At 74.3% G+C, this 19,112-nt stretch carries 17 protein-coding genes and 1 pseudogene; 8 read left to right on the top strand and 10 right to left on the bottom strand.

The genetic code is table 11. From position 1 onward, the window contains the following. Positions 1-32: 32 nt before the first annotated feature. The 5 genes from ACQP1P_RS18160 to ACQP1P_RS18140 all read right to left on the bottom strand — a co-directional run bounded on the left by ACQP1P_RS18160 (position 33) and on the right by ACQP1P_RS18140 (position 5,423). Positions 33-1,781 carry a family 16 glycoside hydrolase gene (locus ACQP1P_RS18160; RefSeq protein WP_433087852.1) on the bottom strand — a complete coding sequence of 583 codons (1,749 nt, stop codon included), beginning with the start codon at positions 1,779-1,781 and terminating at the stop codon, positions 33-35. 228 nt (positions 1,782-2,009) lie between these two features. Further along, positions 2,010-2,873, bottom strand: a complete 864-nt coding sequence (locus tag ACQP1P_RS18155) for a PhzF family phenazine biosynthesis protein (RefSeq protein ID WP_433087851.1) — start codon at positions 2,871-2,873, stop codon at positions 2,010-2,012. A gap of 378 nt (positions 2,874-3,251) precedes the next feature. Further along, on the bottom strand, positions 3,252-3,794 hold the full coding sequence (locus tag ACQP1P_RS18150) for a DUF6886 family protein (RefSeq protein WP_433087850.1): 543 nt from the start codon (positions 3,792-3,794) through the stop codon (positions 3,252-3,254). After that, the gene (locus tag ACQP1P_RS18145; RefSeq protein WP_433087849.1) at positions 3,794-4,474 is read right to left on the bottom strand and encodes a hypothetical protein; all 681 of its coding nucleotides are present in this window, start codon (positions 4,472-4,474) and stop codon (positions 3,794-3,796) included. The genes ACQP1P_RS18150 and ACQP1P_RS18145 overlap by 1 nt, the downstream gene beginning before the upstream one ends. Positions 4,475-4,508: 34 nt before the next feature. After that, the gene (locus ACQP1P_RS18140; protein ID WP_433087848.1) at positions 4,509-5,423 is read right to left on the bottom strand and encodes a GlxA family transcriptional regulator; all 915 of its coding nucleotides are present in this window, start codon (positions 5,421-5,423) and stop codon (positions 4,509-4,511) included. Between the two features lie 82 nt (positions 5,424-5,505). Between ACQP1P_RS18140 and ACQP1P_RS18135 the strand changes: the two genes are divergently transcribed. Together ACQP1P_RS18135 and ACQP1P_RS18130 are read left to right on the top strand one after the other, a co-directional pair. Next, positions 5,506-6,141 carry a DJ-1/PfpI family protein gene (locus tag ACQP1P_RS18135; protein WP_433087847.1) on the top strand — a complete coding sequence of 212 codons (636 nt, stop codon included), beginning with the start codon at positions 5,506-5,508 and terminating at the stop codon, positions 6,139-6,141. Between the two features lie 123 nt (positions 6,142-6,264). After that, positions 6,265-8,382, top strand: coding sequence for an MMPL family transporter (locus tag ACQP1P_RS18130; protein ID WP_433087846.1), 2,118 nt, complete (start codon positions 6,265-6,267; stop codon positions 8,380-8,382). Here the strand turns inward: ACQP1P_RS18130 and ACQP1P_RS18125 are convergent. The 3 genes and pseudogenes from ACQP1P_RS18125 to ACQP1P_RS18115 all read right to left on the bottom strand — a co-directional run bounded on the left by ACQP1P_RS18125 (position 8,341) and on the right by ACQP1P_RS18115 (position 11,053). Beyond that, complete coding sequence (locus ACQP1P_RS18125) at positions 8,341-8,895, bottom strand: GNAT family N-acetyltransferase (RefSeq protein WP_433087845.1); 555 nt, start codon at positions 8,893-8,895, stop codon at positions 8,341-8,343. The two genes, ACQP1P_RS18130 and ACQP1P_RS18125, sit on opposite strands and share 42 nt — an antisense overlap. A 24-nt stretch (positions 8,896-8,919) precedes the next feature. Further along, positions 8,920-10,406 (bottom strand): annotated as a pseudogene (locus ACQP1P_RS18120) (molybdopterin-dependent oxidoreductase). After that, the gene (locus ACQP1P_RS18115) at positions 10,406-11,053 is read right to left on the bottom strand and encodes a fasciclin domain-containing protein (protein WP_433087844.1); all 648 of its coding nucleotides are present in this window, start codon (positions 11,051-11,053) and stop codon (positions 10,406-10,408) included. Before ACQP1P_RS18115 ends, ACQP1P_RS18120 begins: the two are co-directional and overlap by 1 nt. Positions 11,054-11,274: 221 nt before the next feature. Here ACQP1P_RS18115 and ACQP1P_RS18110 point away from each other — a divergent pair, with 221 nt between their 5' ends. From ACQP1P_RS18110 to ACQP1P_RS18090, 5 genes are all read left to right on the top strand, one after another. Beyond that, positions 11,275-14,202, top strand: a complete 2,928-nt coding sequence (locus ACQP1P_RS18110; protein WP_433087843.1) for a glycosyl hydrolase — start codon at positions 11,275-11,277, stop codon at positions 14,200-14,202. 19 nt (positions 14,203-14,221) lie between these two features. Further along, complete coding sequence (locus ACQP1P_RS18105) at positions 14,222-14,683, top strand: S26 family signal peptidase (RefSeq protein ID WP_433087842.1); 462 nt, start codon at positions 14,222-14,224, stop codon at positions 14,681-14,683. A gap of 95 nt (positions 14,684-14,778) precedes the next feature. Then, entirely contained in the window at positions 14,779-14,991 is a 213-nt protein-coding gene (locus tag ACQP1P_RS18100; protein ID WP_433087841.1) for a hypothetical protein, read from the top strand. 69 nt (positions 14,992-15,060) lie between these two features. Beyond that, positions 15,061-15,567, top strand: coding sequence for a hypothetical protein (locus ACQP1P_RS18095; protein WP_433087840.1), 507 nt, complete (start codon positions 15,061-15,063; stop codon positions 15,565-15,567). Beyond that, entirely contained in the window at positions 15,564-17,438 is a 1,875-nt protein-coding gene (locus tag ACQP1P_RS18090) for an ABC transporter ATP-binding protein (protein WP_433087839.1), read from the top strand. Before ACQP1P_RS18095 ends, ACQP1P_RS18090 begins: the two co-directional genes overlap by 4 nt. Here ACQP1P_RS18090 and ACQP1P_RS18085 read toward each other — a convergent pair. After that, on the bottom strand, positions 17,410-17,763 hold the full coding sequence (locus ACQP1P_RS18085) for a nitroreductase/quinone reductase family protein (RefSeq protein WP_433087838.1): 354 nt from the start codon (positions 17,761-17,763) through the stop codon (positions 17,410-17,412). The two genes, ACQP1P_RS18090 and ACQP1P_RS18085, sit on opposite strands and share 29 nt — an antisense overlap. A 66-nt stretch (positions 17,764-17,829) precedes the next feature. Between ACQP1P_RS18085 and ACQP1P_RS18080 the strand changes: the two genes are divergently transcribed. Further along, complete coding sequence (locus ACQP1P_RS18080; RefSeq protein WP_433087837.1) at positions 17,830-18,231, top strand: GNAT family N-acetyltransferase; 402 nt, start codon at positions 17,830-17,832, stop codon at positions 18,229-18,231. 4 nt (positions 18,232-18,235) lie between these two features. Here ACQP1P_RS18080 and ACQP1P_RS18075 read toward each other — a convergent pair whose 3' ends face one another. After that, positions 18,236-19,081 (bottom strand): hypothetical protein, encoded by an 846-nt coding sequence (locus ACQP1P_RS18075; RefSeq protein ID WP_433087836.1) that lies wholly within the window; start codon positions 19,079-19,081, stop codon positions 18,236-18,238. Between the last annotated feature and the right edge of the window lie 31 nt (positions 19,082-19,112).

Below are 19,112 nucleotides of genomic sequence, written 5' to 3'. Positions count from 1 at the left end.
GCTTATGTGAGGCGGGGCGGTACGCGGGCGGGTTACAGGCTGACGGTCCGCCCGCCGAGGGTGACCACGAGGTGACCGTCGGCGGCGAAGGACCAGGCGAGCGCGCCGCTGTAGGCGGTGCAGCGGGAGCCGTTGGTGCCCGTCCAGAACTGGTTGGAGCTGTCGGCGTTGCCGATCGTCTTGTCGTTCGAGCCGCCGCCGGCGAACCGGCACGACGTGTTGCCGCGGAACGTCGAGGTGCCCGCGTCGAACGAGTAGTTGCGCTCGGCGTTGTCGATGGACAGGTTGTTCGAGATCGTCATCGAGCCGGGGTTGCTGTTGTAGGTGAACCCGTGGTGACCGTTCTTGTAGGCGATGCTGCGCTGCACGACGTGGTTCACGCCGATGTCGTCGCCGCCGAGCTTGTAGCCGTTGCGGTCGCCGTTGGCGTTGACCTGGCCGTTGCTCAGGGTGCCGTTGTCGTACGACAGCGAGTCCTGGATGGTGACCGGGCCGATCGCGCCCGTTTCGGTCTTCGTGTAGAGGTCCCAGCCGTCGTCGATGTTGTTGTGCGACACGTCGTAGCGGAAGACGTTGCCGGTGCCGATGGTCAGCTTGGCCGCGAAGCCGTCGGCGTCCTCGCCGTCGGAGTCGGCGTTGTCGTGGGACTCGCTGCTGAGGATGAGATTGTTGGCCGGCCAGTTGGCCTTGGGCGTGTCGGAGGCGATGCGCGAGATCTGCAGGCCGCTGTCGTGGTTGAACCGGGTCACGACGCGCTCGATGACGTTGTTGCTGCCGCCCACGAAGATGCCGTTGTCGCCCGCGCGCTCCACGACGATGCCGGTGATGTGCCAGTAGTTGCCGTTCACGGCCAGGCCCCGGTTGGCGTCGGCCTCGGGCATCGCGGAGAAGTTCAGCACCGGGGTCTCGCCGGGGTACGCCGTGATGTTCTTCAGGGCGCTCGCGGTGCCGTTGTTGCCGGGCGCGATCGCGACGGTCGAGGAGAGGCTGTAGGTGCCGCCGCGCACGTAGATCGTCCCGCCGGCCGTCACCCGGGTGATCGCCGAGGCGAGCGTCGTCGGGCTGGCCTGGGTGCCGGGGTTGCCCGCGGCGCCGGTCGGGGCGACGTACAGCGTGCTCGCGCTCGAACTCTGGCTCGGGGTGGGGGTCGGGCTCGCGGTGGGGGATCCGGTCGTCGTCGGCGGCGGCGTCGTCGGGCTCGTGCCGCCCGTCGTGACCGTCACGTTGTCGAAGTTCGCGCTGGAGTAGGCGGTCTGCAGCCCGATGCGGCCCTTGGCGATCGCGGTGTTGCTCACGGTCGCGATCGTGGTGCCGTCGACGGACGCGCTGATGGAGCCCCCGTTCACGGTGATGCCGAGGGTGTACCAGGTGCCGCTGGACACGGTCCGCGAGGCGCTGCCCAGCACCGTGACCGAGCCGCTGTTCACGGCCTGCAACTGCACCGCGTTGCCGGGCAGCAGCGCGAGCCGGTAGAACGTGGTGGCGCTGGTGGAGCGGGCCAGCAGCGCGGCGAACCCGCCCGAGCCCAGCGCGAGCGGCTTCACGGCGGCCTGCACGGTGTAGTTCGCCCAGCCGCTGTCCCCGGCGAACTCGCGGGCGTTCTCGCTGGTGGTGCTGGACTGCTGCAGGACCTTGCCACCGTCGGTGACGACGCTCCAGGTGCCGCCGGACTTCGACCAGCCGCTGGTCGAGCCGTCCTCGAAGGTCGCGCTGAACGCGGTGTCGGCGAACGCGACCTGGGTGACGAACAGGACACCGGCGACCGCGGTGGCGGCAGCCATCCACCAGCGCTTGTGTGGGCTCAAGGCAACCTCCGGGAGGCGGGGCGGATCGACGGCTCCCAATCTTAGGAAAGCGTTTTCCTCGGTCACAAGGCGAAGCGTTTGCAGGTTTGTTGCAGTCTCACGCCGGCGGCGGCCATCGGGCCGGGCCCATGTCCTCGCGCGGGGAAGGCGCTTTCCCCGATCCCGCTCCCGGCGCCGGTCCGGGCACGGGCACCCGCCGGTCGCTCAGATGTGGAGCCGGCCGTCCGCCACGACCACCGCACTGCCCGCGATCTCGACCCGCTCGACCCGGTCGCCGAGCATCGAGACCTGCGCGCGGATCGTGGACGGGCGGCCCATCTCCACGCCCTGCCGGACGGTGATCGCCCCGCCGAGCGGCACCAGCCCGTGCCGGCCGAGGTGCAGCGCGAGGGGGCCGGCGGCCGAGCCGGTACCGGCGTCCTCGGTCACCCCGTAGGCGGGCGAGAACATCCGCGCCCGCCACACGAGCGGGTCGTCGGTGGGCGCGAAACAGTTCGCCGCGAGGTCCTCGTGCTCGGCGAGGGCCCGCAGGTCGACGCGCAGCGCCGAGAGCGCCGCGACGCTGTCCAGGCCCACGAACGCGTGCCGGGGCCCGTTGCGGTAGACCTCGACGGGCAGCGTGGACTTCTCGACCCCGAGCGCCGCGAGCAGCTCACCGGCGCGCGCGTACGGCTCCCACACCGGAATCGGCTGCCGCATGCGCGCGGTGATGGCGCGCCGGGCGCGGGGCTCCCGCCCGGTGAACCGGAACGGCACGACACCCATGCCGGTCTCCATGCGCAGCCCGCCGTCGCGCACACTGGGGTGCTCGGTCGCGGCGAGCACCACGGCGGTGCCGAACGTCGGATGCCCGGCGAACGGAAGCTCACCGACGGGCGTGAAGATCCGCACCCGCACGTCCCCGCCTCCGACGGGCGGCAGCACGAACGTGGTCTCGGAGAGATTCATCTCGCGCGCGATGCGCTGCATGCACTCGGCGGAGAGCCCGGCCGCGTCGGGAACGACGGCGAGCGGGTTGCCTTCGAGCGCGGTATCGGTGAACACGTCCGCGATAACGTAGTCGTACACGATCCCGACGCTAGGCCCCGGCCGGGACACCGCCCACTACTCGAACGAGCGGCACCGCCGCAGCGCGCAGGACGATCCGCGCCCGACGCAGCCGGCGCGGACGGCGGGACGCGCCCGGCACGAACGGGCGCGGCCCGCCCGCGCGGACCAGACACACGCCAGCGCGTGCGGCCTCGCTCAACGCGTCCGGCGGCGCGCCCAGCACGGGCGGCGCCGCGCCCGGCGTGCTCAGCGCGGGCGGCGCCGCGCCCGGCGTGCTCAGCGCGGGCGGCGCCGCGCCCGGCGTGCTCAGCGCGGGCGGCGCCGCGCCCGGCGTGCTCAGCGCGGGCGGCGCCGCGCCCGGCGTGCTCAGCGCGGGCGGCGCCGCGCCCGGCGTGCTCAGCGCGTGTGGCGGCGCGGCCGGGCGTTGCGCAGGCGGATGCCGCTGAAGGCCATGGTGCTCGCCATCACCGCGTCCCAGAACGGCCACAGGTCGTCGAGCACGCGCAGCTGTATCCCGGCCTCGGCGTGCAGGTCCAGCAGGTTGCCGACCGGCTCCGCGGGGCCGAGCGGGACCACCGGCTCCTCGGCCACGTGGGCGTGGCCGTGGTCGCCGAACGGGCGGAAGGAAGCGGCCGCGAACCGGTACGCGTACAACCGCGTCGTGCGCATCGCGTCCAGCCAGGCGAACTCGATGGCGTGTACCCGCGGGCCGCAGCCGGCGCCGGCGATCCGGTCCCGGTCGGTGCCGGTGGTCGTCTCGATCGCCCACGCCATCGCGCGGGGGCATTGGCGCGGGAACCAGTAGTCGGGGGCGCGGGCGGCGTCGACGGCCCAGACGTAGGCCTCGGGCTGCTGCGCGGTCGCGGCCACGTGCGGGGCGAACCGCCCGATTGCCGGGTCCTCCGAGAAGTGCAGCACCTGGCCGGGTTCGGGGCGCATCAGCCGGCGACGTCCAGCAGGTACCAGTTTCCCTCGACGTGTGCCGCGGAGAGCAGGATCCGCCAGCCCACCCGCGCCTGGGCGGCGATCTGCGGCGGCACCTTGACCGCGCCGATCTCCTCGAACGTGATCGCGGCCCGGCCGACGGCGACGATGGCCCGGTGCTCGTCCTCGATCATCGCGTCCGCGAGCTCGACGAGCTCGGCCGGGTCGGGGGCGTCGGGGTCGTTGGCGACGTGCTCCCCGAGCGCGTCGGCGAACTCCTCCAGCGCCGCGCCGGGCCCGGCGCCGTCGAAACCGGCGTCCGCCGGGTCAGCGGCATCGCCGGGCGCCGCAGGAGCGGAGCCGACCATCTCCCGGGCGTGCGCCAGCTCCGGGTAGTCGCCCGACCAGGCCCACGTGACCTCGTGCGTCCGGGTCGCGGCCCGCAGCCGCTCCCACAGGCCGCCCTCGCCGCCCCCGCGCACGTAGTCGCTGTGCACCCGCACCTCGACCGCGGTCGGCCGGGTCAGGCACTCCAGGCCCGCGACGACCGCGGTCAGCGCCATGCGGTCGGCGGGCGCGCCCGGCTCGGTGCCCTGGAGCTCGCGGCGGTGCCGCCCGTACGTCAGCACCGCCGCCCAGGCCCCGCCGGCTCCGGCCGCATGGACAAAGGCCTGCTTGGGTGTTTGATCGACCACGCACCAATCTTCGCACCCGCCGCCGTGGACCGTCTCACCGGAACGTGGTGCGGTAAGCCTGCGGCGTCACCCCGGTCGCGCGCTTGAACTGGGCCCGGAAGTTCGTCGGCGACACGAATCCGGCCAGGTGCGCGATCCGCTCGACCCCGTGCCCGGTCGTCTCCAGCAGCTCCTGCGCGCGCCGCACCCGCGCGGCGGCCAGCCACCGCATCGGGCTGCTGCCGGTCTCCTCGTGGAAGCGGCGGTTCAGGGTGCGCACGCTCAGGCCCGCGTGCGCGGCGATCTCCGCGAGGCTCAGATCCCGGTGCGCATGCCGCTCCAGCCAGGCGAGCACCGGCCCGAGCCCGGCGTCGTCGGGCGGGGCGGCGGGGCGGGCGATGTACTGCGCCTGTCCCCCGTCCCGGTGCAGCGGCGCGACCGCGAGCCGTGACGCGTGCGCGGCCGCCGCGGCCCCGTGGTCGCGGCGGACCAGGTGCAGGCACATGTCGACGCCGGCGGTGGCCCCGGCCGAGGTGACGAACTGCCCGCTGTCGACGTAGAGCACGTCCGGGTCCAGGTCGACGCGGGGGTACCGCCGGCGGAACTCGGCCGCCGCGGCCCAGTGCGTGGTGGCGCGCCGCCCGTCGAGGAGCCCGGCCTCGGCGAGCGTGAACGCGCCGACGCAGATGGAGGTGATGCGGGTGCCGGCCGCCGCGGCCGCCCGCAGCGCGTCGAGCGTCGCGGGATCGGCCGGGGCGTCGGCGCCGCGGCCGGGCACGACGATCGTGTCGGCCGTCGCGAGCGCCTCGAGCCCGTGCCGCACCGCGATGCGCATCGGGCCGGCGTCGACGACCCCGGTCGCGGCGCAGACCTCGACGCGGTAGCCGGGCACCCGCCCGAGCGTCTCGATCGGCGTCGCGAGGTCGAACGCGATCGTGTCGGGCAGGGCGAGGACGACGACGGTGTGCACACGACCCACTTGGCACGAAACAGCCGGACAACGGCAATCTTGCCACTGGGCGCCCGGCCGGCCCGCGGCGAGCATCGAGGACATGCTGATGCAGATCGTGTTGTTCGAGGGCTTCGACCCGCTCGACGTCATCGCCCCCTTCGAGGTCCTCGCCACCGGGGCCGACCTCGCCGGGCGGCCGCAGGACGAGGTGCGGCTGGTGGCCGCCGACGGCCCGGGCGAGGTCACCGGGGCCACCCGCGGGCTGGGCCTGCGCGCGGCGGCGGCCCTGGACCCCGCGGCGCCGGGGTACGTGATCGTGCCGGGGGCCGGCGGGGCGGTCGCGCAGATCCCGGCGATCCTCGGCCGGGTCGCCCAGTCGGCCCTGATCCCGCAGGTCCGCGCGGCTTTGGACGCCCCCGGGGTCACGGTCGCGGCCGTCTGCGGCGGCTCGCTCGCGCTCGCGCTGGCCGGGCTGCTGCGGGGGCGGCCCGCGGTCACGCACACGCTCGGGATGGACGCGCTCGCGGCGACCGGCGCACGGCCCGTGCGCGCCCGCGTGGTCGACGACGGCGACCTGGTCACCGCGGGCGGGGTCACCTCCGGGCTGGACCTGGGACTGCACCTGGTCGAGCGCGAGTACGGGCCGCGGGTCGCCGTCGCGGTGCAGGAGCTGTTCGAGTACGAGCGGCGCGGGACCGCCTGGCGCGACGCGGGCGCCGAGCCGGTGGGGGCTTGAGCGCCGCGGGTGACCCAGGGTGATCTAACGGATGTTGCGTCGATTCTTGCGTAGGTCGAGTTTGGGGGGTATCACTCGGGGAAACCTTTCCATCATCGAAAGATCTTTCCGAAAGGCTACGCGATGCGGATTGCGACGGCGATCACCGGCCGGATCGGGGCGATCATCGTCCTGCTCGTGGCGGTCGGCCTGACGGCGCTGGCCTTCGTCACCTCGCCGGAGCAGCCGGCCGCCCAGGCGACCGACGGGCTCCCCGCCGGCAAGCAGTCGACGCGGGTCACCGAGCTGCAGGACCGTTTCCCCAGCGGCCGCACGCAGACCGCCCTGGTGATCTTCGAGCGCGAGGGCGGGCCGCTGACCGACGCCGACCAGCAGGCGGTCGACCGGGCCCGGGCCGCCGCCGGGCCGATCGCGCTCGGCGGCCGGGTCGCGCCCGCGGCACCGTCGGACGACCGCCAGGCGATGCTCGTCGCGGTGCCGCTGCGGGCCGGCGGGACCGAGCAGGTCGCCGAGGAGGTGCAGCGGCTGCGCGCCGCGGTGACGGGCGTCCAGCCGCCCGAGGGGCTGCGGGTGCTCGTCACCGGCGGCCCCGCGTTCGCCCGGGACATCTCGGCCGCGTTCGACGGCGCCGACTTCACGCTGCTGGCCGCGACCGCGATCGTCGTGGCGGTGCTGCTGCTGGTGACGTACCGCAGCCCGATCCTGTGGCTCGTCCCGCTCGCGGTCATCGGCACCGCCGACCAGGTGGTCGCGAAGCTGCTGCCCTGGGTGGCCAAGGTCGCCGGCCAGCCCACGCAGGGCCAGGTCAGCGGCATCGTGTCCGTGCTGGTCTTCGGGGCCGGGACGGACTACGCGCTGCTGCTCATCGCACGGTACCGCGAAGAGCTCCGCCACACCGGGAACCGCCGCGAGGCCATGGCCGCCGCCCTGCGCGGGGCCGCCCCGGCCGTCATCGGCAGCGCCACCACCGTGGTGCTCGCCCTGCTCACGCTCCTCTTCGCGGTGCTGACCACCAACCGCACCCTGGGCGCGGCCGCCGCGCTCGGCGTGATCGTCGCGCTCGTCTTCGGCCTCGTCGTGCTCCCGGCCGCGCTGGTGTGCCTGCCCCGGGGCGTGTTCTGGCCGTTCGTGCCGCGGGTCGGCTCGGAGGACCCGGCCCACGCCGGGTTCTGGTCACGCGTCGCCGGCGGGGTCCAGCGCCGCCCGCGCATCGTGCTCGCCGCCGCCGTCGTGCTCCTCGCGGCCCTGACCACCGGGCTCATCGGCACGAAGATCGGGCTGTCGCAGACCGAGCAGTTCCGCACCGAGGTCGAGTCCGTCACCGGCGCCGAGGCCCTCGCGCGGCACTTCCCGGCCGGCGCCGCCCAGCCGGTCGCGGTCGTCGTCGACGCGCCCGCCGCCGAGCGCGCCAGGGCCGCCGCGAACGGGGTCGCGGGCGTCGCCGAGGTCGGCGATCCCGAGCGCTCCGACGACGGCGCGCTCGTCACCTTCACCGTGGACCTGACCAGCGGCTCCGGCACGGCCGCGGCCGACCGCACGGTGCGGGACCTGCGCGAAGCCCTGGCCGGGATCCCGGACGCGGGGGCGCTCGTGGGCGGAGACCCCGCGGCGGACCTCGACGAGCGTGACGCCAACCTCCGCGACGACTACGTGGTCGTACCGCTGGTGCTCGCCGTCGTCCTGCTCGTCCTCGTGCTGCTGCTGCGCTCGCTGGTCGCGCCGCTGCTGTTGCTGGTCACGGTCGTCGTGAGCTTCGCGGCCAGCCTCGGCGCCGCGAGTCTCGTGCTGCGCCACGTGCTGGACATCCCGGCGCTGGGCACCGCGGTGCCGCTGCTGGCGTTCCTGTTCCTCGTGGCGCTCGGCGTCGACTACAACATCTTCCTGGCCACCCGGGCCCGGGAGGAGGCCCCGCACCTGGGCACCCGCGCGGGCATGGTCCGGGCCCTGGCCACGACCGGCGGCGTGATCACTTCCGCCGGCATCCTGCTCGCCGCGGTGTTCGCGGTGCTCGGCGTGCTCCCGGTGATCGTGCTGACCCAGATCGGCGTCATCGTCGGCATCGGCGTCGTGGTCGACACGCTCGTGGTGCGCACGATCGTGGTGCCGGCCCTGGCGCTGCTGCTCGGCGAGAGGTTCTGGTGGCCGGCCAAGACCAAGGGGCGGCACGAGGCCGAGGGCCGCCACGAGGGCCCGGAGCCGTCAGCGGGCCGGCACCTCGAAGGGGTCGCCGGCCAGGATTGACCAGACCTCCGTGTCGTGCCGGACGCCGTGGTACGGGTACGACTGCCGCAGGACGCCGTCGAGGCGCATCCCGAGCCGGCGCGCCACGGCGGAGCTCGCGGTGTTGTCGGGCCTGCACTTCCACTCGACCCGGTGCAGGCCCCGGGTGTTGATGGCCCAGTCGATGAGCACCCGCGCCGCCGCGGTCACCAGGCCGCGGCCCTGCCCGGCGGGTTCGAGCCAGACGCCGATCTCGCAGGCCCCGGCGTCGGCGCTGAAGTGCACGAACATGGTCCCGCCGACGAGCGTGCCGTCCAGCCAGATGCCGAACAGCCGCCCGGCGTCGCGGGCCTGCAGGTCGGCGTAGCGCTGCAGGGTCGCGCGGGCCGAGTCGAGGTCGGTGCTGACCGACGCCCACGGGATCCAGGGGTCGACCGTCTCCCGGGCCCGGTCCATGTGTGCGAGGAACTCCGCGGCCTGCCACGGCTCCAGCGGGCGCAGCTCGGCCCCGCCCCCGAGGGATACGCTGAACATGATCACACCGTACGCGGGCGCGCATCAGCCGTCGACGGTGACCGTCACGGTGTGCCAGCCGGTCGCGCCGTCGGGGAACGGGGTGGCCCGCCGCTCCGGCTGGACCGCACCGGTCCGGTCGGTGGCCCGGACGCGCAGCGTGTGCGGGCCGGGCGTCGCGGCCCACGTGAGCCGCCACTGCGCCCAGGTGTCGTCCGAGGGCACCGGCAGCAGCTCGGCCCGCCGCCACGGCTCGGCGTCGACCTGCACCTCGACCGCGGCGATCCCGCGCCCCTGGGCCCAGGCGACCCCGGCCACCGGCACCGCGCCGGCCCGCACGCGCCCGAACGGGCCGGGGCGGTCGATGCGCGACGCGGTCTTGACCGGCCCGCGGGGGGCCCAGCCGCGCTCGACCCAGTACGCGTCGGCGGCGGCGAACGTGGTCAGCTCCAGCTCGGTGAGCCATTTGCAGGCGCCCGCGTAGCCGTACACCCCCGGCGTCAGCATCCGCACCGGGAACCCGTGCTCGAGCGGCAGCGGCTCCCCGTTCATGCCGACGCACAGCAGCACGTCCGGGGTGTCGAGCACGGTGCCGAGCGGGGTGCCGATGCGCATCCCGTCGACCGAGCGGGCCACGACCTGGTCGGCGCCCGGGTCGATCCCGGCCTCGCGCAGCAGCGGGGCGAGCGGCACCCCGAGCCAGCGGGCGGTGCCGATGTACGGGCCGCCGACCTCGTTCGACACGCAGTTGAGCGTGATGTGCCGCTCGACCAGCGGCCGCCGCAGCAGCTCGGCGAAGGTGAGCGTGCGCGGCCGCTCGACCCGGCCGTGGATGCGCAGCCGCCAGGCGCCGAGGTCGACCCGCGGCACGGTGAGCGCGGTGTCGACGCGGTAGAAGTCCCCGTTCGCGGTCACGAACCCCGGGTCCTGCCCGGCCGGCAGGGGCGGGGCGGGATCGGCGGGGGCGGGCAGCCGCACCGCCTCCCGGTCCCGGGCCGCCGCACCGCCCCGCACGCGGCGGGTCAGCACCGCCGCCCCGCCCGCGACGGCGACGAGGGCCGCGGCCCGCAGGAAGGCGCGCCGGTCGAACCCGTCCGGCCTTGGCGGCTCCCGGTGGATCGTCCACAGCAGGATCCCGGTGACGGCCCCGCCCACCAGGGACGGCAGCACCGCCAGGGGCCGGCGGCCGGGCGGCTCAGGGCCGCCGCGGCGCCGACGACGGCGAGGAGCGCGGCCCCGGCCGTGCCGTACCGGCGCCGCCGGGCCGCGAGCCGCCCGACGAGCACGGCGACCACGGCCAGCGCCACCGCGATCCCGCCGAGCAGGACCGGCTTGTCCGCGGTGCCGAAGGTGCGCACCGCGAACTCCTTGACCGGCGTCGGGGCCGCGTCGACGAGCACCCCGCCGACCGCGACGGCCGGGCCGGCCGCCGGGTCGGTGAGCGCCGCGAGCAGTTCGGCGACGGCGATCCCGGCCGCCGCCGTCAGCAGGCCCGACAGGCCCGCCCGGCGACGGCTCTCCACAGTGGACATCAGCTCTTGGGCATGAGGACGGTGTCGACGATGTAGACGGTCGCGTTGGCCGTCTGCACGTTGCCGCACACGACCATCGCGTTGCCGTTGACGGTGAAGCTGGTGCCGGAGCCGGTCACCACGAGGTCGGAGCCCTGCTGGGTCTTGTGGGTGCCGGCCAGTGCCGACGGGCTCAGCTTTCCGGGCACCACGTGGTAGGTCAGCACGGCGGCCAGCGTCTTCGGGTCGGCCAGCACCTTGTCCAGGTCGGCCTTCGGGATCTTCCCGAAGGCGTCGTTCGTCGGCGCGAAGACGGTGATGCCATCGGCGTTGTTCAGCGTGTCGACCAGGTTGGCCTGCTTCACCGCACCGACCAGTGTGGACAGCAGCGGGTTGCCGGAGGCCGCCGAGGCGACCGGGACCTTGGCCATCGCGTCGAAGCTGCCCGGGTTGGCCGGGTCCGCCGGCACCGCCGCACAGCCCGGACCGAACTGCGTCCCCGCGCCCGCCATCGGCGCGGCACTGGAAGGGGCGGCGGCGGTCGTCATCGGCGCCGACATCGGCGCCGACGGTGCGGCCGTGTCGTCCGACGAGCCGCCCCCGCACGCGGCGAGGGACAGGGCGAGGGCGGTGGCGGCGGCCACGGCGGCGAACTTGGTGCGAACCATGAGCAATCCCTTCAATCGGTACGTTCACCGATGATTCGCAGCCGGGACCGCGCCGGATGGGTCCGTTTTCGAGCGAGAGCGCTCTCAACACATATGAGCAGCTCACAGCCAAGATAGAGAGCGCTCTCCGAGAACCCATCATTGACACTGGTCGCATTTGGTGCGCAGAATTCGCAAGGACCCCGGAAGCCCGCCACTTCGAACCCCACGGAGTCCATCCCATGCGCCTGAGAAAAGGCCGGCCCATCGCGGCCGGTGCGATCGCCGTCGCCGTGGTCGCCACCGCGCTGACCTTCCTCGCCCTCCCCAGCGCCGAGGCCGCCACGCTCGGCTCCGGCAGCTACGCGACCACCACCCCGGCCGGTGCCACGGGCCCGACCGGCTGCGGCAGCATCGCGACCAACCCGCGGCAGTACGTCACCGCGAACGCCCCCGCCGGAGCCGTGCCCACGAACGACTGGTGGTCGTCGCTGCTGTTCAAGCGGACCGACTGCAACTACTCCCTGCCGCTCGAGGCCCACCCGATGGCCTTCAAGCCCGCCGCGAACGGCCTCGGCGTCTCGTACACCACCGAGGCCGCCATCTCCGGCACCGCGACCGGCGTCGGGGAGTACCACTTCCCGTACACCACCGAGTTCACCATCGGCGTGGCCGGCCTGAACGCGCCGAACACCCTGGTGGACGGCTGGACCGACTGGACCGTCACCCCCTCGTGGTCCGACGGCGCCCGCACGCTGAAGACGACCATCGGCCACGGGATCCCGTTCGTGTACGCCCGCACCTCCGGCGGCAACGCGCAGCTGACCTTCGGCGGCGCCCCCACCGTGTGGTCCAACAGCGGCGCCCGCATCGGGTTCACCGTGCGCGGCCACGACTACATGGCCTACGCGCCCACCGGGGCGACGTGGACGGTCAGCGGCTCGACCATCACCTCGACGCTGGCCGGCAAGGACTACTTCTCCGTCGCGCTGCTGCCGACCACCACGTCGACCTCGGCCGCGGACCGCACGGCGCTGGCCAACACGTACGGCACGTACGCCCACAACCACGTCACCGGCACCCGCGTCGCGTGGAGCTACAACCAGTCGGCGAGCACCGTCAACGCCACCTACACCGTCACCACCACGGCCCGCGAGGGCACCGGCTCCGGCACGGTGCTCGCGCTCTACCCGCACCAGTGGAAGAGCCTGTCGGGCAGCACCCCGATCGCGCAGACGTACGTGTCCCCGCGCGGGACGATGAAGGTGCTCGCGGGCACCGGCGCGTTCACGACGGCCACCCGCTACCAGGGTGTGCTGCCGGAGATCCCCGCGGTCGCCGACTCCGCCGGCGCCGACCTGAGCACCGTCGGCGCCTACCTCGACCAGGTGGCCACCGGCGACCCGCTGGCCGCGTTCGGCAACGACACCTACTGGACCGGCAAGGGCCTCGGCCGCGCCGCCCGGGCCGCCGAGCTCGCCGACCAGCTCGGCCGCACCGCCCAGCGCGACGCGCTGCTGAACGCCATCCGCACCCGCCTGACCGACTGGTTCACCGCGGGCTCGGGCGAGTCGCAGCGGCTGTTCGTCTACAACCAGGCGTGGGGCACGCTCATCGGCTACCCGGCCTCGTACGGCTCCGACCAGGAGCTCAACGACCACCACTTCCACTACGGCTACTACATCGCCGCGGCCGCGACCCTCGCCAAGTTCGACAAGGCGTGGGCGGCCACGAGCGCGTACGGCGGGATGGTCAACCTGCTCATCCGGGACGCCAACAACCCGGACCGCAACGACACCATGTTCCCGTTCCTGCGCGACTTCGACATCTACGCCGGGCACGACTGGGCGTCCGGGCACGGGTCGTTCGGCGCCGGCAACAACCAGGAGTCCTCGTCGGAGGGCATGAACTTCGCCAACGCGCTCATCCAGTGGGGCATCGCGACCGGCAACACCGCGGTCCGCGACGCCGGGCTCTACATCTACTCCACGCAGGCGCAGGCGATCCAGGAGTACTGGTTCGACTCCTCCAACCAGAACTTCCCGTCCACGTTCGCGCACAACACGGTCGGCATGGTCTGGGGCGACGGCGGGGCCTACGCGACCTGGTTCAGCGCCGAGCCGGAGATGATCCAGGGCATCAACATGCTCCCGGTGACCGGCGGCTCCTTCTACATGGGGTACAAGCCCTCGTACATCGCCACCAACTACAACGAGATGACGACCAACAACGGCGGCCCGCCCACGGTGTGGCAGGACGTGCTGTGGTCGTTCCAGGCGCTGGGCAACGGCGACCAGGCGCTCGCGAACCTGCGGGCGAACCCCGGGTACACCCCGGAGGAAGGCGAGAGCAAGGCGCACACCTTCCACTGGATCCGCAACCTCGCCGCGCTGGGCACCGTGGACGCGTCGGTGACCGCGAACACGCCGCTGTACGCGGTGTTCACGAAGAACGGCCAGCGCACGTACGCCGCGACGAACCTCGGCTCGACGGCGCTCACGGTCACGTTCTCCGACGGCCACACGCTCACCGTCGGGGCCGGCAAGACCGCGACCAACGGGGCGTACACGTGGAGCGGCGGGAACGGGACCAGCAACCCGCCGTCGTCGCCGCCGCCCACCTCCGCGTCCCCGTCGCCGTCGCGCTCGGCCTCGAGCTCGCCGCCGCCGCCCGCCGGGTCCAACAAGTTCTTCCTGCGCTCGGGTCCGGCCCTGAACACCGCGGCCGGCGCCGGGGCGGCCACGCAGACGATCACCGCGGCCAACGGCAACTACGACGGCACCCCGCACAACCCGGTCACCTACACGGCGTGCGGGATCACCGGCGCGACCAACGGCGCGGCGACCCAGTTCGCGTTCCACGTCGACGCCGGCACCGCGGTCGGGCAGGGCATCCAGGCCCGGGTCTCGTACGACTTCACCGGCGGCGGCACCTACGGGCGGGTCGAGACGTACCGCTACTTCGCCACCGACCCGGTCGCGGGCACCGAGCAGTACACCCAGGCCGCCGGCCTCGCCTCCTCGTCCGGCACCCTGTCGGCGATGAACCGCGGCTGCGTGAAGCTGGAGCTGTGGAACGCCATCGGCAACGCCAACACCACCGTGCGCGTGGACGCGACCGCCGCCAACGGCAACCAGTCCACCCTCACGATCCCCTACACCGTCTCCTGACCCGATACCCTTCGGGCCCATGAGGCCCCTACTGATCGGCGCCGGCGTCCTCCTCGGAGGCGCCGGCGCCTTCGTGTTCCTGCGCCGCCGGTTCGTCGTCGTCACCGTCAGCGGGCCGAGCATGGAGCCCACCCTCGCGCACGGCGACCGGCTGCTGGTGCGGCGCCGCCCGGCCCGCCCGCCGCGGCTCGGCGACATCGTGGTGCTGCAGCCGCCCCCCGACGACCTGGACTGGGACGCCCTCCCCCGGCGCACCGGCACCCGCGGCCCGTGGAACATCAAGCGCGTCGCGGCCGGGCCGGGCGACCCGGTGCCGGGCAGCGCCGCCAAGGCCTGCGGGCTGGACGCCGGGGCGCCGGTGCCCGCCGGGCGGTACGTCGTCATCGGCGACGGCGCGGTCAGCTACGACTCGCGCGAGTGGGGCCTACTGCCCGCCGACCGGATCCTCGGCGTGCTGCGGCGCCGGCTGGCCGCCCGGTAGCAACGCGGTAGGACTCCCGTAGCCGGCTTTGCGAGCGTCGATCCGGCGGTCATCGCCGCCACGCCCGCAAGGACGCCAATACAGGAGGTTCCCGCATGTCCAGAGTGCTCAACGCCCTCGGCGACCGGCTGCTCGGCGCGCTGCTGCCGAAGACGACCGCGCACGCGATCACGTGCCGCGGCCAGATCGTCGGGCAGAGCGGCAGCTGCGAGATCTACTGCTACATCTGGACGGGAGGCCGCTCGGAGAAGATGCGCCGGTGCAGCACGCAGACCACGTGCACCCACGTCTGCTACGACTGCTGCTGACGTCCTGACGCCGCCGGCCGGCGCCGGGAACGGTGCCGACCGGCGGTCGCGAGCCTCCGGGAGCCCCTCATGCCCTTCGTCATCGCCGCGGTCGCGCTCGTCGGACTGCTGTGCCTCGTCGACCTCCTGCTCACCGTCGCGGTCATCCGCCGCCTGCGCGAGCACACCACTGCCCTCGCCGAGCTCAAGGCCAAGTCCCCGGACGCGGGACTGCTGCGCCCGGGCACCCCCCTGCCGCGCTTCGCCGGGTCCCGCCCGGACCTCGAGGTGCTCGCGTTCCTGTCCACCACCTGCTCGGTCTGCGTCACCGAACTGCCGGACCTGGCCGCGTTCCTGGCCGGGCGCGCCGCCCCCGAGCGGGCGCTCGTGGTCGTCGCGGGCCCCGACAACGCCGACGCGCACCGCCTGACCGACGGTCTGGAAGCCTTCGCGACGGTACTGCGGGAGCCCCTCGACGGCCCCGTCGCCACCGCGTTCGACAACCACCTGTTCCCGACGTTCTACCTCGTCTCCGACGGCGTGGTGCGCGCGAGCGCGATCAGCGTCGAGTCCCTGACCGAGCCCGCGACGCTATGAACAACGGCTCCTGGGCCGATCCCGGGCCGCAGGCGGGCGGGCTGGGAGCGCGGGCGGGGGCGGCCGTCGCGCTCGTGTGGCGGGCCGGCAAGGGCGCGCTGCTCGGCTCGGCCGCCCTCGCCCTGCTCGCCGGGGCGTGGCCGGTCGCCGGGGCCTGGCTGACCAAGCTCGTCATCGACCGGATCGGGCGGCCCGGGCCGGCGCTCGGCACCCTGGTCGCGCTCGCCGCCGGGCTCGCCGTCGTCGGGGTGCTCAGCGCGACCGTGCCGCACCTGCAGCGGTACCTCGACGCGCAGCTGCGCCGCCGCATCGACCTGCTGGCCCGCGCCGAGCTGTTCGCGGCCGTCAACCGCTTCGTCGGGCTGCGCCGCTTCGAGCAGCCCCGCTTCCACGACCGGCTGCGCATGGCCGAGCAGGCCGGGCAGGCCGCGGCCAGCCAGATCGTGCAGCCCGGCATCGACGCGGCCCGGATGGTGGTCACCGTCGGCGGGTTCGTCGCCACCCTGTCGGTGCTCAGCCCGGTCATGACCGCCGTGGTACTGCTCGCCGCCGCCCCCGCGGTCGCGGCCGAGGTGCTGCTGGGCCGGGCGCGGGCGGCGATGGCCTGGCGGATGAGCCCCCGGGCCCGCCGCCAGCTGTTCTACGCCGACCTGCTCACCGACCTGCGCGCGGCCAAGGAGGTGCGGCTGTTCGGCCTCGGCGGCTTCCTGCGCGGGCGGCTGCTGCGCGAGGTCGGCGCGGCCAACGACGGCGAGCAGGCCCTGGACCGGCGCGAGGTGCTCGTGCAGGCCGGGCTCAGCGCGCTCGGCGGCATCGCGGCCGGCGCCGGGCTCGTCTGGGTGGTCGCCGACGCGGCCGGCGGCCGGCTCTCCGTCGGCGACATCGCCGTGTTCGTCGCCGCCGTCGCCGGGGTCCAAGGTGGACTGATCGGGCTCGTCGGCCAGCTCGGCGGGGCGTACGAGGCTCTGCTGCACTTCGGCCACTACCGCGCGGTGCTGCGCGCGGGGCCGGACCTGCCCGTGGCGCCCGCCGCCCCGCCCGTGCCCGCCCTGCGCGAGGGCGTCGAGCTGCGCGACGTGTGGTTCCGCTACGACGACGCCCACCCGTGGGTGCTGCGCGGCGTCGACCTGTTCCTGCCGCGCGGGCGGGCCGTCGCCCTCGTGGGGCTCAACGGCTCCGGCAAGTCGACGCTGGTGAAGCTGTTGTGCCGGTTCTACGACCCGCAGCGCGGCGCCGTGCTGTGGGACGGCGCCGACATCCGCGGGTTCGACCCGGCGAGCCTGCGCCGGCGGCTCGCCGCGGTGTTCCAGGACTCCGTCGCCTTCGACCTCACCGCCGCGGAGAACGTCGGGCTCGGCGACCTCGGCGCGCTCGAGGACCGGGACCGGCTGCGGGCGGCCGCGACCCTCGCCGGGATCGACGGCACGCTGTCGGGGCTGCCGCGCGGCTACGACACCATGCTCAGCCGCACCTTCTTCGACGCCGCCGACGGCGACGACCCGGAGGCCGGGGTGCTGCTCTCCGGCGGGCAGTGGCAGCGGGTCGCGCTCGCCCGGGCGTACCTGCGCGACGACCGGGACCTGGCGATCCTCGACGAGCCCAGTGCCGGGCTGGACGCCGAGGCCGAGCACGACCTGCACCGCGACCTGCACCGGCACCGGGCCGGGCGCACGAACCTGCTGATCTCGCACCGGCTCAGCGCCGTGCGCACCGCCGACCTCATCGTGGTGCTCGCCGAGGGCCGGATCGTGGAGCAGGGCACGCACGCGGCGCTCATGGCCGCCGGCGGCGCGTACGCGCGGCTGTTCGAGCTGCAGGCGGCCGGCTACTCGGACGACCTGGTCAGCGCGCCGGCCGATGTTCCAGGGTGACGGTGACGGTGACCCGGCCCTTGTCGTCGCGGTGGGACACCGCGTGGCCGGGCCGGTCCTCGCCGTCGAGGTGCAGCGAGATCGGTCCGCCCGCGCCGAGGAAGTTGCGCCACCACGCCTTGGCGCCGGGGAACTGCACGCCGATGGTGACGGTCTCGCCGGAGCGGCGGTAGGCGACCGGGGTGCTGAACGTCTTCCCCGAGCGGCGGCCGGTGTAGGTGACGACGGTCAGGCGGCGGCGCACCACGCGGCCGAAGCGCGGCGAGTCGCGCAGCCGCAGCACACAGGCGTTGACGCGGCGCACGGTTCCCTTGGGCAGTTCCACGCCGATCACGGTACCGTGCGGCACATAGGCACCCACGCCTTCGCGGCCCGACCCGGGAGCACCCCCTTGCGCATCCGCACGTTCCGCTGGGCCGACTACGAGGGCGCGGTGGCGCTGTGGGAGGCCGGCGGCAACGACGTCCTGCCGCGGGCCGAGCTGGAGGCGAAGCTGACCCGCGACCCGGAGCTGTTCCTGGTCGCCGAGGCCGGCGACGGCGCGCTGGCGGGCGTGGTGCTGGGCACCTACGACGGGCGGCGCGGCTTCATCCTCCGGCTCGCCGTCGACGCGTCCCGGCGGCGCCAGGGCATCGCCACCCGGCTCGTCGCCGAGCTGGAGGAGCGGCTGAAGGCGCTCGGCTGCCCGCGCGTCAACCTGCTCGTGATGCCGCAGAACGCGTCCGGGCTGCGGTTCTGGCAGGCGCTCGGCTACCTGCCGATGCCCGACGTGCTCTGCACCAAGCCGCTGTGAGGCCTCAGCCGTTGCGGTGGTGCTTCTTCACGAACGTGTACCCGGGCGCCAGCGGCTCGTCGGGGAACTGGCCGCTGTCGATCGCCTGGCGGTGCAGCGCGAGGGCGCGCGGGGACGGGCGGGTGCCGGGCTGCAGCTTGCGGATGAAGCCGGCGACCCAGTGCTCGTGGCGGTTGGACGGGTCGGTCTCGGCGGGCTCGTCGGGCCGCACGGCCGGCTCCAGCAGCGGCGCGTAGAACAGCATCGGCACCACCTCGGACCCGTCGGCGGGCGGGAACGACGGCCGGCCCTCGACGTCGAGGCTGCCGTCGACGCGGGTGACGTACCCCTCGCGGATGAGCTGGTCGATCGCGTTGCGCAGCAGGAAGGTCCCGCGGGTCCCGCGCCCGAGCCCGGCGCGCTTGACGAGATCCGCCTCCGGGAACACCGCGCTGCCGTCCTCGAACACCCGCCCGTGGCGCCGCACCGCGTCCAGCACCTTGCCCCGGTTGGAGTTGGCCGGACGGAACTCGTGGGTCACGATCAGGGGGTCGTACTCGTGGAAGTACGCGATCCCGTCGACCTTCAACGGCTCGCCGAGCGGCTTCGTGCGCAGCTGCACCTGGCGGCGGGCCGGTTGCCAGGTCAGCCCCACGAGCACGCCGACATGCGCGTCCGGCGGCCACGCGACACCGATCCGCAGGCCGTCCTCGTGGCGCTCGGCCACGGCGTCGAAGACCAGCCGGCCCGGGGTGACCCCGTGGGCGCGGTGGTCGAGCACGACGGTCTCGGCGTCGGCGCACTCCGGCGGCACCGGCATCGTCCCGCCCTCGACGTCGGCGCGGCGCAGCGCGTACCAGGGAGTCCTCACGCTGGGAATCTACCCGCCCGCGCGGCCGGCG

The organism is Dactylosporangium sp. CA-052675 (assembly GCF_050947935.1).
Lineage (GTDB): Bacteria > Actinomycetota > Actinomycetes > Mycobacteriales > Micromonosporaceae > Dactylosporangium.
Note: the sequence above shows the minus strand (reverse complement) of the source record. Positions and strands in the feature narration are given on the sequence as shown.